The organism is Caloramator mitchellensis, from assembly GCF_001440545.1.
Lineage (GTDB): Bacteria > Bacillota > Clostridia > Clostridiales > Caloramatoraceae > Caloramator > Caloramator mitchellensis.
Map to the genome: position 1 here is coordinate 1 of NZ_LKHP01000002.1, position 13,299 is coordinate 13,299.

The 13,299-nt window shown below is 35.7% G+C and carries 12 protein-coding genes; all 12 read right to left on the reverse strand.

Going from position 1 to position 13,299, the window contains the following annotated elements:
• The coding region (locus ABG79_RS01635; RefSeq protein WP_057976469.1) for an ABC transporter ATP-binding protein at positions 1-749 on the reverse strand (749 nt) is incomplete at its 3' end.
• The gene (locus tag ABG79_RS01640) at positions 749-1,753 is read right to left on the reverse strand and encodes an ABC transporter ATP-binding protein (RefSeq protein WP_057976472.1); all 1,005 of its coding nucleotides are present in this window, start codon (positions 1,751-1,753) and stop codon (positions 749-751) included. The genes ABG79_RS01640 and ABG79_RS01635, both read right to left, overlap by 1 nt.
• A gap of 10 nt (positions 1,754-1,763) precedes the next feature.
• The gene (locus ABG79_RS01645; RefSeq protein ID WP_057976475.1) at positions 1,764-2,693 is read right to left on the reverse strand and encodes an ABC transporter permease; all 930 of its coding nucleotides are present in this window, start codon (positions 2,691-2,693) and stop codon (positions 1,764-1,766) included.
• A 12-nt stretch (positions 2,694-2,705) separates the two neighbouring features.
• Positions 2,706-3,626, reverse strand: a complete 921-nt coding sequence (locus tag ABG79_RS01650) for an ABC transporter permease (RefSeq protein WP_057976476.1) — start codon at positions 3,624-3,626, stop codon at positions 2,706-2,708.
• A 477-nt stretch (positions 3,627-4,103) separates the two neighbouring features.
• Positions 4,104-5,531, reverse strand: coding sequence for an Asp-tRNA(Asn)/Glu-tRNA(Gln) amidotransferase subunit GatB (gene gatB / locus ABG79_RS01655; protein ID WP_057976478.1), 1,428 nt, complete (start codon positions 5,529-5,531; stop codon positions 4,104-4,106).
• Between the two features lie 11 nt (positions 5,532-5,542).
• A complete protein-coding gene (gene gatA / locus ABG79_RS01660; RefSeq protein WP_057976480.1) occupies positions 5,543-6,991 on the reverse strand; it encodes an Asp-tRNA(Asn)/Glu-tRNA(Gln) amidotransferase subunit GatA in 1,449 nt (482 codons plus the stop codon).
• Positions 6,992-7,002: 11 nt separating this feature from the next.
• Complete coding sequence (gene gatC, locus ABG79_RS01665) at positions 7,003-7,290, reverse strand: Asp-tRNA(Asn)/Glu-tRNA(Gln) amidotransferase subunit GatC (protein ID WP_057976482.1); 288 nt, start codon at positions 7,288-7,290, stop codon at positions 7,003-7,005.
• A gap of 15 nt (positions 7,291-7,305) precedes the next feature.
• Positions 7,306-7,569 carry a hypothetical protein gene (locus ABG79_RS01670; RefSeq protein ID WP_057976484.1) on the reverse strand — a complete coding sequence of 88 codons (264 nt, stop codon included), beginning with the start codon at positions 7,567-7,569 and terminating at the stop codon, positions 7,306-7,308.
• Positions 7,566-9,563 carry an NAD-dependent DNA ligase LigA gene (gene ligA, locus ABG79_RS01675; protein WP_057976486.1) on the reverse strand — a complete coding sequence of 666 codons (1,998 nt, stop codon included), beginning with the start codon at positions 9,561-9,563 and terminating at the stop codon, positions 7,566-7,568. Before ligA ends, ABG79_RS01670 begins: the two co-directional genes overlap by 4 nt.
• 10 nt (positions 9,564-9,573) lie before the next feature.
• Positions 9,574-11,784 (reverse strand): DNA helicase PcrA, encoded by a 2,211-nt coding sequence (gene pcrA, locus ABG79_RS01680; protein WP_057976488.1) that lies wholly within the window; start codon positions 11,782-11,784, stop codon positions 9,574-9,576.
• 92 nt (positions 11,785-11,876) lie between these two features.
• Positions 11,877-12,500: a hypothetical protein gene (locus ABG79_RS01685; RefSeq protein ID WP_057976490.1), complete on the reverse strand. Its 624-nt coding sequence runs from the start codon at positions 12,498-12,500 to the stop codon at positions 11,877-11,879.
• Positions 12,501-12,559: 59 nt separating this feature from the next.
• A complete protein-coding gene (locus tag ABG79_RS01690; protein ID WP_083490280.1) occupies positions 12,560-13,291 on the reverse strand; it encodes a pseudouridine synthase in 732 nt (243 codons plus the stop codon).
• Positions 13,292-13,299 lie beyond the last annotated feature (8 nt).

Genomic DNA, 13,299 nt, shown 5'->3' on the forward strand with positions numbered 1-13,299 from the left:
ATTGGCTTTGCATATAGCTCATTGCTCTCTGCAAGCTCTACCATCTTTCCAAGATACATAACTCCTACTCTATTTGATATATGCTTAACCATGGATAAATCATGTGCTATGAATAAATAAGTTAAACCAAAATCTCTTTGCAAATCCTCAAGCATATTTACAACCTGCGCCTGTATTGAAACGTCAAGCGCTGATATTGGCTCGTCGCATATAATAAATTCAGGTTGAACTGCAAGCGACCTTGCAATACCTATTCTTTGTCTTTGACCGCCGGAGAATTCGTGTGGATATCTGTTTGCATGTTCGCTATTTAAGCCTACAACATTCAATAGATATTGAATTCTTTCCATTCTTTCTTTGCCACTCATAAGTTTGTGAATATCAATTGCTTCACCTATTATATCTCCAACAGTCATTCTAGGATTTAACGATGCATAAGGGTCCTGGAAAATCATCTGCATCTTTTTTCTATAAGGAAGCATTTGGTTTGGTGAATACTTTGCTATATCTACACCATCATATATTATTTGACCATCAGTTGGTTCATATAACTTTATAATTGTTCTTCCAGTTGTTGTCTTCCCACAGCCCGATTCTCCAACAAGGCCTAACGTTTCCCCCTTTTTAATGCTGAATGAAACATCGTCAACTGCTTTAACATAACTTACTTGTTTTCCAAATAGTCCTCTTTTTATTGGAAAATACATTTTCAAATTTTTTATTTCGATTAAAGTTTTATTTTGTTCCATTATACGTGCCTCCTTCCAACCGGTGCTTCAACCTTTGGAGCGTCCTTGTGATTTAACCAGCAAGCCGCTCTATGATTATCGCCTACTTCAAATAATGGAGGCATATGCGTCATACAAACCTTCATAGCATATTCACATCTTGGAGCAAATGGACATCCTGCAGGTGGTTTTAAAAGATCTGGTGGCTGTCCATCGATTGGTTTTAGCCTTTCCTTTGCCTTTGGATTAGGTATACTTCTTAAAAGCCCCCATGTATATGGATGTCTTGGATTGTAGAAGATTTCACTGGTTTTTCCTGTTTCTACGACTAATCCGCCATACATTACGTTAATTCTGTTACATACATCGGCAACAACACCCAGGTCATGGGTTATTAGAATAATAGAAGTATTAATTTTATCCTTCAAATCCTTCATAAGTTCAAGAATCTGAGCCTGTATTGTAACGTCAAGTGCTGTCGTTGGCTCATCTGCTATAAGAAGCTTTGGCTCAGTTATAAGTGCCATAGCTATCATAACTCTTTGTCTCATACCACCTGAAAACTCATGTGGATATTGAGATATTCTCTTTTCAGGGCTTGGAATACCAACAAGTTTAAGCATTTCTACAGCTTTTTTCATAGCATCCTGCTTTGAAATATTTTTATGCTTAAGAAGATGTTCAGTTAATTGGTCACCAATTGTTAAAACAGGATTCAATGAAGTCATTGGGTCCTGGAATATCATTCCAATTTCATTTCCTCTAATTTTTTGCATATCCTGTTCAGATACTTTTGCAAGGTCTCTTCCGTCAAACATTATTTCTCCATCTATTATCTTTCCGTTGTCTGCAAGAAGTCTCATAACAGACATCATGGTAATACTTTTACCACTACCTGATTCCCCAACTATTCCAAGAGCTTCACCTTTATCAAGATGAAAGGAAACTCCTCTAACTGCTTTTACTTCTCCTACATGTGTGAAGAAAGACGTCTTCAAATTCTTTATATCAAGTAATTTTTCCATAGTATACCTCCTACTTACGCATCTTTGGATCGAGCGCGTCTCTTAATCCGTCACCAAGGAAGTTGAATGCAAGTATTGTTAATGAAATCGCAAGCGCTGGGAAAAGCATCTGGTATGGATAAATATAGAGCGTTTCCATTGCCTCTGATGCTAATACACCCCAAGAAGCCATAGGAGCAGAAACCCCAAGACCTATAAAGCTTAAGAAAGCTTCTGTAAAAATAGCTGATGGAACTGATAATGTTAATGTAACAATAATTGGTCCCATACTATTTGGAATCAAGTGTCTTAATATAATTCTCATATGAGGAGCACCAAGCGTCTTTGCAGCAAGAACAAATTCCTGTTGTTTTAGTGAAAGAACCTGTGCTCTAACTATTCTGGCCATTGAGAGCCAGTATGCTATTGCAAGGGCAAAAATTATACTCTTTAATCCGGCACCTATAACTACCATTATAAGAATTACGTAAAGAAGCATTGGAATTGCATAAAGTGTATCTACAATTCTCATCATAAGGTTGTCTACTTTTCCACCAAAGTAACCTGAAACACCGCCGTAAAGAATACCAATTGTTAAATTAAGAATACTTGCTGCGTAACCAACAATAAGTGAAATTCTTGCTCCATAAAGTATTCTTGTAAATATATCTCTACCAAATGGGTCAGTTCCAAACCAGTGTGCCGAGCTTGGCCCTTGGTTTGCTATGCTGAAGTCCTGTGAAAAGTAATTATATGGCGATATATATGGTCCAATTATAGCAATCAATGTAATGAATACAACAAAAATTAATCCACCCATTGAAAGTTTGTTCTGCTTAAGTCTTCTCCATGCATCCTGCCAATACGTTACGCTTGGTCTGACAATCTCATTTATATTTTTTTCATCAGCAGGAACTTTTTCAAATAATTCCTTTGATATTTCTAGATTTGTGTATTCCATATTTTAGCCTCCTTATCCTTCGAGTTTGATTCTTGGGTCGATAACTGCATATAACAAGTCAACTATAAAGTTGAAAGATATAAGCAAGAAGCTGTCGAATACTGTTAGACCCATGATCATACTATAATCTCTGTTGTATATACCTGTTACGAATTCTCTACCCATTCCAGGAATACCAAATACCTTTTCGATAACGAAGCTACCTGTTAATATACCTGCCATAAGTGGTCCTAAATAAGTAACTATAGGAATAAGTGCGTTTCTTAGGGCATGTTTATAAATAACAACATTTCTTGATAAACCTTTTGCCTTTGCTGTTCTTATATAGTCTTGTCTAATAACATCAAGAAGGCTTGACCTTGTTAATCTTGAAATGAACGATAAAGAATACCCTCCAAGAGCCAATACAGGCATTATATAGTTGGCAGGTCCTTCAAGCCCAATCGATGGTAAAAGCAATAATTTTACTGCAAAAACGTATATAAGCATTGTTGCCAAAACGAAGCTTGGAACAGTAACTCCAAGTGTTGCTATTACCATAACTAAACTATCCTGCCATTTTCCTTGGTTAAGTGCAGCAGTAACACCCAAATAAGTCCCTAATATTAATGAACATAATACAGTTACAAGTCCAAGTTTAGCTGATGTTGGGAATGAATATTCGATAATATCATTAACTGTTCTTCCCTCATACTTTAACGATGGTCCTAAGTCTCCCTTTGAAAGATTCTTAAGATACATAAAATACTGTTCTGATATTGGCTTGTTTAAGCCAAATTTTTGTTCAAGATTTGCTTTAATTTGTGGTGGAAGTGGTTTTTCACCATCAAATGGTCCCCCTGGAATTGCATGCATTAAGAAGAATGTCGCTGTAGCAATTACCCAAAGGGTTACTATGCTGGCTACGAGTCTTTTGATGATGTAATTTAGCATATGATCTCTCCCCTCTTTTGCTTATGGTAAGATTAATTTTAAATCATATTAAATTTTTGCACAAATTTAAAAATTCCGTTCTTTTAAATTTAAAATGCTATAAAGTGTGTTTTTTTTCATTTTTCTTTATTTTTAAAGGATTTAGATTAACATAATACATTTGCAAAAATATTTTAAATTAACTCAAAATCATGAAATAATTATAATGTATTCCAAATTTTAATTCAAGAACTTTTTTTTTGAAATATAATTAAATTCATTTTTTCACTATAGTGCATTATTATACATTTTAAACAAGAAAAATCAATAATCATTAAATATTTATAACATGTTAGTAATTTATCAAACTCACAATATCAATTGTTTGAATTATCTTGCGAATGAATTAATTTATTTATTTAATTTTATAAATTTTTTGAATTATATGTCTATTGAATTATATGATATATAATAAAAAAGCATGCCATAGGCATGCTTTTATCTTTTTCTTATCTCCTCATCTAACAACTTATTAACTAATTGTGGATTTGCTTTACCCTTTGAAGCCTTCATTATCTGTCCCACTAAGAATCCCATAGCCTTTGTCTTGCCGTTTTTAAAGTCCTCTATCGACTGTGGATTCTCGTCTAAAACTTTGTTTACTATATCTCTTATAGCACCCTCATCTGAAATTTGAACAAGTCCCTTTTCTTCAACTATCTTTTCAGGCTGCTTTCCTGTTTCGAACATATCTGCAAATACCTTCTTAGCGATTGTATTTGAAATAGTTCCCTTCTCAACAAGTTCAATCAGCTTTACAAGGTCTGCAGGTTTAAATTTTACATCTGTTATTTCCATCTCTCTATCGTTTAATGTTCTCAATACTTCTCCCATTATCCAGTTGCTTATTGACTTTGGATTTCCTCCATTTGCTACAGCTTCCTCAAAAAATGCCGCAAGCTCCTTTGAAGCTGTTATTATTTCCGCATCGTATTCAGGAAGGTTATAGTTTTCTATGTATCTTTTTCTCTTTTGGTCAGGAAGTTCAGGCATATTTGATTTAATATCTTCAATCCAATTATCATCTACAACAAGATAAACCATGTCTGGCTCTGGGAAGTATCTATAATCATGTGCTTCTTCCTTGCTTCTCATAACTATAGTCTGGCCTTTAGATTCATCCCATCTTCTTGTCTCCTGGACAATCCTCTCTCCATTTCTTACTGCGTTAATCTGTCTTTCTATTTCAAACTCCAATGCCTTCTCTAGCGCCTTGAAGGAGTTCATGTTTTTTATTTCGGTTTTTACACCAAATTCTTTGGAACCCTTTGGCCTTATAGAAACATTTGCATCACATCTTAATGAACCCTCCTGCATCTTGCAGTCGGAAACTTCGGTATATAAAAGAATCGACCTTAGCTTTTCAAAAAACATCCTTGCTTCCTGTGGACTTCTCATGTCAGGGCGAGTTACTATTTCTATAAGAGGAACCCCCGACCTGTTGAAATCAATAAAAGAAGCATCACCTTCGTGAAGGGCTTTTCCTGCATCTTCTTCTATATGGATTCTTTCAATCCTTATCTTCTTTAAACCCTCTTCAGTTTCAACTTCAACAAACCCTTCGCTGCAAAGAGGAGTTTCGTGCTGAGTAATCTGATAGTTCTTTGGTGCATCTGGGTAGAAATAATTCTTTCTTGCCATATATGTCTCTTTATTAATATTGCAATTTAAAGCAATCCCTGCCTTTATCGCATAATCTACAACAGCCTTGTTTAAGACAGGTAGGGCTCCTGGAAGTCCCAAACAAACAGGACAGCAATGTGTGTTTACTTCTCCTCCAAACTCAGTTGTGCAACCGCAAAATATCTTTGATTTTGTTGAAAGTTCGGCATGTATCTCAAGACCTATAACTGCTTCGAATTCCATAACTGCACCTCCTATATTAAAGGTCTTGCATTGAAGTTTACTATCTTTTCAATTGAACTTGCAAGACTTAGTATTTTTCCTTCTTGGAAGTAATTACCTATTATCTGTAGTCCTACTGGTAACCCCTCAGATAGTCCGACAGGCATAGAAACTGCAGGAAGTCCTGCAATATTGACAGGAACTGTGCAAACATCTGACAAATACATCTTTAATGGGTCGTCAGCCTTTTCTCCAAATTTAAAGGCAACTGACGGAGAAGTTGGCGAAACTATTAAATCAACCTCTTCAAAGGCTCTTTTGAATTCCTCTATTATAAGTCGCTTAACCTTTAATGCCTTCTTGTAATATGCATCGTAATATCCAGATGAAAGAGCATATGTTCCAAGCATAATTCTTCTTTTTACTTCACTGCCAAATCCTATGCTTCTTGATTTTACATATAAATCGACTAAATCTTCAAATTCATCAGCTCTATATCCATATCTTATGCCGTCAAATCTTGCAAGATTTGAGCTTGCTTCTGAACTTGACAGTATATAATAAACTGGAAGGGAATACTTTGACATCGGAAGGCTTATTTCCTTAACTTCTGCTCCTAAAAGTTTTAAAGCTTCCACGGCCTTCTCAACTTCCCTTTTCACACCTTCATCAATACCTTCTCCAAAATATTCCTTTGGTAGTCCTACTCTTATTCCCTTTATATCCTTGTTTAAATATGTAGTGAAATCCTCAACATCTACGTTCGCAGAAGTTGAATCTAAATTGTCCTTTCCGCATATTGTATTAAGAACCAATGCACAATCCTCTACATCCCTTGTAAATGGCCCTATCTGGTCAAGTGATGAAGCAAATGCTACAAGTCCATATCTTGAAACCCTTCCATATGTAGGCTTAAATCCTACTACTCCACACAATGATGCAGGTTGTCTTATTGAACCGCCTGTGTCAGAGCCAAGTGAAAAATATACTTCTCCAGCAGCAACAGATGCGGCTGAACCACCTGAGGAGCCTCCTGGAACCCTTTCTAAATCATATGGATTTTTTGTCTTCTTGATGGATGAATTTTCAGTAGATGAGCCCATCGCAAATTCATCCATATTTAATCTTCCAATTATTATAGCATCGCTTTCCTTTAACTTTCTAACAACAGTTGCATCATAAGGAGATGTGAAATTTTCAAGTATTTTTGATGCACATGTTGTTTTTTGGTTTTTTAAGCAAATATTATCCTTGATAGCCATAGGTATACCTGCAAGGGCGCCTACTTCTTCTCCATTTGCAATCTTTTTATCAACTGATTTAGCATTTTCAATTGCGTCTTCCTCAAAAACCTCTAAAAAAGCGTCTATTTTACCGTCAACTTCTTTGATTCTTTCTATTGATGATTTAACAACCTCTTCGGCGCTAACTTCTTTCTTTATTAAAAGGTCCTTAATCTCGTGTGCATATTTAAAATGCATGAAACCGCCTCCTATTCTACAACCTTTGGAACTTTAAAGTAACCATTTTCTTTGTCTGGAGCATTCAATAGGGCATCTTCTCTGTCCATAGACTTTTCTATCTTGTCTTCCCTTAATACATTAAACGCTGCATAATTTGTGATGCTTATTTCAACATTCTCTGTATCTACTTCCTTCAACTGCTCAACAAATTGAAGTATGTTATTAAAATCCTGGACGAATTTTTCCTTTTCATCCTCTGAGAATTCAAGCCTTGCAAGCTTTGCAACATAATCGACCTGCTTTTTATCAACTGACATACTGCACATCCTTTCTTAATATATTCCAAACAATATAAATAAGAGCATTATTCCGCCAAGCAGAAAACTTATGATAACAGCATTTCTACTTTGGCGGTAGTTATTGTATATATTATAAATTCCCCAAAGCAGTAATACAAGAACCATTGAAACTTCAAACGGTAAAAGAGTTGTGAAATGTGATATATAGAATAATCCGTAGCTTACCATTATGGTTAAAAAGGTTATTACCGTAGTCAAAAGAATTATAAACCACATTGCATATTCTATAAACCTCATAACGCATTACCTTCTTTTATCAATTCGTTAAATTCAGTCTCATTTAAAATTTTAACGCCAAGTTCCTGAGCTTTTTTAAGCTTACTTCCCGGGCTTTCGCCAACTATTACAAAGCTGGTTTTCTTTGAAACGCTGCCCGAAACTTTGCCACCCAATTTTTCTATTAAATATTGAATTTCGTCCCTTGTATAATTTTCTAGTGTTCCAGTTACTACTACTGTTTTTCCTTCTAATATTTTATTTGTGCTATCTTCCTGCTGAATGAGTTTAAAATTAACACCTGCACTTTTAAACTTTTCGATTAATTTAATATTATGTTCCTCCCTGAAAAAATCATAAATGCTTCTTGCAATTGTTGAACCTATCTCTTCTACCTGAGTTAATTCCTCAATCCCTGCATTCATTATGTTTTCAACGCTTTTAAAATATCTTGTTAAATTTTTAGCAGACTTTAAACCCACATAACGTATTCCGAGTCCAAAAACAAATTTGTCTATATCGTTATTTTTGCTGTTTTGTATCGCTTCTACTAATTTAGATGCAGATTTTTTACCCATCCTCGGTAAACTTTCAAGCTCATCAGCTTTTATAAAATAAAGGTCAGCAGCATCTTTAATTATATTGTTTTCAATGAGCAGGTTAACAATCTGAGGACCTAACCCTTCAATATTCATCGCATCCCTCGATGCAAAGTGAACAATGCTTCTTTTAATCTGAGCTGGGCAGGATATGTTTGTGCATCTTAATACCGCCTCACCATCTTCCCTAACAGCTGTTGCCCCGCATTCTGGGCATATATTTGGCATTGTAAACTCTATTTCGCTTCCATCCCTATCATCGAATACAACCTCTAAAACCTCTGGTATTATTTCGCCTGCCTTTTGAATTATGACGCTGTCCCCTATTCTAATATCCTTTTCCTTTATATAATCCTCATTATGAAGTGTTGCTCTTGAAACTACAGTTCCTGCAATTCTTACAGGCTCTAATATAGCCGTTGGAGTTATAGCTCCAGTCCTTCCAACCTGCAAAACTATATCCTTAAGTTTTGTCTTTTTCTTCTCAGCAGGGTATTTGTAGGCTACAGCCCACCTTGGAGTTTTAGCTGTTTGACCTAATATTTCTCTCTTTTGAAGCTCGTTTACCTTGATTACAATACCGTCTATATCGTAGGGCAAATCTCCCCTTGTCTCTCCAAGCTCCTTTATTTTTTCTATCACTTCTTCAATATCGCTGCTTACAAACCTCACCGGGCTAACCTTAAACCCTAAGTCCTTTAAGTATTCAAGAGCATCTTTGTGAGTTTTTAATTCATCTCCGCCATACCTTTGTATGTTGAATATAAATAAATCCAATTTTCTCTGCGCAGTTATTTTAGGGTCAAGCTGCCTTAGAGAACCTGCTGCAGCGTTTCTTGGGTTTGCAAATAAAGAAAGCTCTAATATTTCCCTCTCTTCATTAAGCCTTTCGAATTCCTTTTTAGGCATGTATACTTCGCCACGAACCTCCAGCAAATTATTATCTTTAATTCTTAGTGGAAGCGATTTTATTGTTTTAATGTTTAATGTAACATCCTCTCCAACATTCCCATCTCCTCTTGTGGCAGCCCTTATAAGTTCACCATTTTCATAAAGAATGGATACCGAAAGTCCGTCTATTTTTAGTTCTACAACGTATTCAACTTCACCAACAGCAGATACAACTCTATTGTTCCAATCCCTTAGCTCTTCAAATGAGAACACATCCTGAAGTGACAACATCGGAACTGAATGAACTACCTGGTTAAATTCCTTTAAAGGCTTACCTCCCACCCTTTCAGTAGGTGAATTTGGAGACTTGAACTCAGGGTGCTGCTCTTCAAGTTTCTTAAGTTCCCTCATAAGATTGTCGTATTCAAAGTCGCTAATTTCAGGACTATCCTCTACATAATATTTGTGATTGTGGTATTCAATCAATTCCCTTAAATCCTCAATCCTTTTTCTTATATCTTCCATATTCTCCCCCCTAAACTACCTCAAGAGGCGCTGTTGATAATAGAAGTGTTTTAACTCCGCTTTTATCAAAACTTATCGTCACCTGTTTATCCTGCTTTACATCTTTTATCGCAACTACAATTCCATGTCCAAATATTTTATGCTTAACTTTATCACCAAGTTTTATTTGAACATTTGAATATGCCTTAACCTCAGCATTTACACTAACCCTTGCCTCAATGCCATGGCTGGAATTAGTTCTTGTCAAACTGCTTTGAAATGCTGGCTCATAAAGCGAAGAAGTAGGTTTTTTCTTCTTATATTGTGAAATATCGTCTATTAAGTCCTCTGGTATTTCTTCAACAAATGAAGATATAGGATTAAATGAAGTTCTTCCAAATAACATCCTCTGCTTTGCGCAGGTTAAATAGAGCTGTTCTTTTGCTCTTGTTATTGCAACATAGCAAAGCCTTCTTTCTTCCTCAAGTTCATCCTCATCATCCCTTGCAGAAAAGTGTGGAAATATGCCTTCTTCCATTCCTGCTATGAATACAACAGGAAATTCAAGCCCTTTAGCAGCATGAACCGTCATTAAAGTTACTCCGCCTTTTTCATCTAGATTATCCTGGTCGGATACAAGGGCAATTCTTTCTAAATAAGCATCAAGTGTTTTAACCTCAGCCTTCTGCTCAAATTCAACAGCAGATGAATAAAGTTCCTGAAGGTTTTCAATCCTTGCGTTTGCCTCTTCGGTCTTTTCATTTTGCAGCTCAGCTAAATAACCTGATTTTTCTAATACTTCGTTTATAAGCTCTGCAACTGAAATTTGGTCCTTTGAATTGATGAAATAGTTAATCAATGTTACAAATCTATTTATTGCACTAACAGCTCTTGCACCAACTCCATCAACTTCGTTGCTTCTTTTAAAAGCTTCAAAAAGGCTCAAATCGTTTCTTGCAGCAAATTCTTTGTATTTTAATATTGTAGCATCACCTATGCCTCTTTTTGGTGTATTAATAATCCTTTCGAGGCTTATGCTATCTTGAGGATTGTTTATAAATTTGAGATATGCAAGTATATCCCTTACTTCTTTCCTATCATAGAATTTAAAAGCCCCTATAACTCTATATGGTATACTGCTTGTTACAAACGCTTCTTCTAATATACGCGACATCGCATTAGTTCTATATAGAATTGCAAAATCCCTGAAGCTATATCCCTTCGCATTTAATTTTATTATTTCGTTAGTGATAAACTGTGCCTCTTCTGTATCATAATCAGCCCTGAATAGTTTTATCTCATCGCCTAATTTGTTTTGTGTCCAGAGCCTTTTGTTCTTACGGTTTTCATTATTTGCTATCACATAGTTTGCAGCGTCGAGTATTCTCTTTGTGCACCTGTAATTCTGTTCGAGCTTTATCACCTTTGCATCTTTATAATCGCTTTCAAAATCGAGTATATTTGATATATCTGCACCGCGGAACGTGTAAATCGCCTGGTCATCATCGCCTACTACACAAAGGTTTCTGTGCTCCTTTGCAAGAAGATTTATTAGCTCATATTGTGCCTTGTTTGTGTCCTGATACTCATCGACTAATATGTATTTAAACTTCTTTTGATAATACCTCAATATGTCTGGATTTTCCCTGAATAGCTGAACGGTTTTAAATATCAAATCATCAAAATCCAGTGCGTTGTTATCCTTTAATTTTTTCTGGTAATATGCATATATTTCTGCAATTTTTTGATTCCTGAAATCCTTTGCGTTTCTTCTATAAAACTCATTTGCATCTATCAATTTATCCTTAGCGCTTCCAATCTTTCCGAGCATCTCCTTTGGAGGATATACCTTTTCACTCAAATTCAGCTCCTTTAAAACATCCTTCATCAGCTTTTCCTGGTCGTTTGTATCAAATATTACAAAGTTCTTGCCGTAACCCAATCTTTCAATTTCCTGCCTTAAAATTCTTACGCAGGCTGAATGGAAGGTGCTTATCCACATATAGTTTGCCTCTGGGCCTACTAGGTCAATGACTCTATTTTTCATTTCATCTGCAGCCTTATTTGTGAATGTAATCGCAAGTATATTGGCCGGATGAACCCCGTTTTCTATTAGATAAGCTATTCTAAAAGTTAAAACCCTTGTCTTACCTGAGCCTGCTCCTGCAAGTATCAAAAGTGGTCCATTTATTGAAACTACAGCTTCGTATTGCTCCTTATTTAATAAATCAAGATTAAGCATAAAATCCTCCTCAAATCCAATTTCCTATATATTATATCATTACTAATAAATTATTGCCAAACAATAAGTTGATTAGACAAAAAAATAAAAGGCTAAATGCCTTTTATTGCTCTAAAATTTCTCTTTATTATAAACAAATCCTCTTCATTCTTTTTCTCTTTGTATTTTAGAAATTCAATGTCATTTGAAATATCTTCAATCTTTTCAATCACATATGTTTTAAATTCAGTTAGTTTAGCTGTTTGGTCAAAAACTGCATCTAACTTCTTTTCCATTCTATTCTGTCCTTCCTCCAGCCTTTCAAGCCTTAAGTTGGTTTCAGCCTGGTTTGCTTTTAGACTGCTTATGTCTGTCTTCATCATATCGATGTCTTCCTGCATGCGCTCTTGGTTCGCCTTTAAGCTGCTTATGTCTTCTTGCATGCGTTCCTGGTTTGCTTTTAAGCTGCTTATGTCTTCTTGCATGCGTTCCTGGTTTGCTTTTAAGCTGCTTATGTCTTCCTGCATGCGCTCTTGGTTCGCCTTTAAGCTGCTTATGTCTTCCTGCATGCGCTCTTGGTTCGCCTTTAAGCTGCTTATGTCTTCCTGCATGCGTTCTTGGTTTGCTTTTACTCCGCTTACATCGGCTCTCAATCCTGCAACATCATTCTCTACATTATCAAGTCGTTTGTTAATGCTTCTAACTTCCTGCAGGATGAGCTTCAACATCTCCTCCATAAACTCAACTCCCTTCACTATAATTATATCCTAAAACAAATATATTTTAAACATGTCTATCATTTTTTCTTAACAGCCTCTTTTAACATTAATAGCTCCTCTTCAGAAAGCTCCCTATACTCCCCAGCCTCTAAATTCTCGTCGAGCTTTAAAGGTCCAAATTCAATCCTTTTAAGATAAATTACCCTTTTGCCTACTGCCTCAAACATTCTTTTTACCTGATGATATTTTCCTTCGTATATAATAAGCTCAATTTCGGATATTTCACCGCTTGCTAAAATTTCAAGTTCTGAAGGCATTGTCTTGTATCCATCATCAAGAACAACACCTTCCTTAAACCGTTCAACATCCTCTAAAGTTACTCTACCCTCTACCTTTGCATAATATTTTTTAGGAACATGCCTTTTAGGCGATAAAAGAAGATGATTAAGTTCTCCATCGTTTGTTATAAGTAAAAGTCCCTCTGTATCCTTATCAAGCCTTCCAACGGGTGATGGTGAAAAAACTAAATACTCATCATCGATCAAATCGATAACCGTTCTTTCAACTTCGTCGTATGTAGCAGTGATAACGCCCTGTGGTTTATTAAGCATCAAATATATAAATTCCTTATATTCAACCCTTTCTCCGTTAACTGTAATGGCATCATTAAATGGGTCTATATGTTCGGAGCTGTCCTTTACGATTTCCCCATTGACCTCAACCTCACCGTTTCTGCACATCTTTTTTATTTCTTTTCTTGTTCCATATCCTAAATTTGCAAGAACCTTATCTATTCTTTCTCTTTTCACTCTTCTCC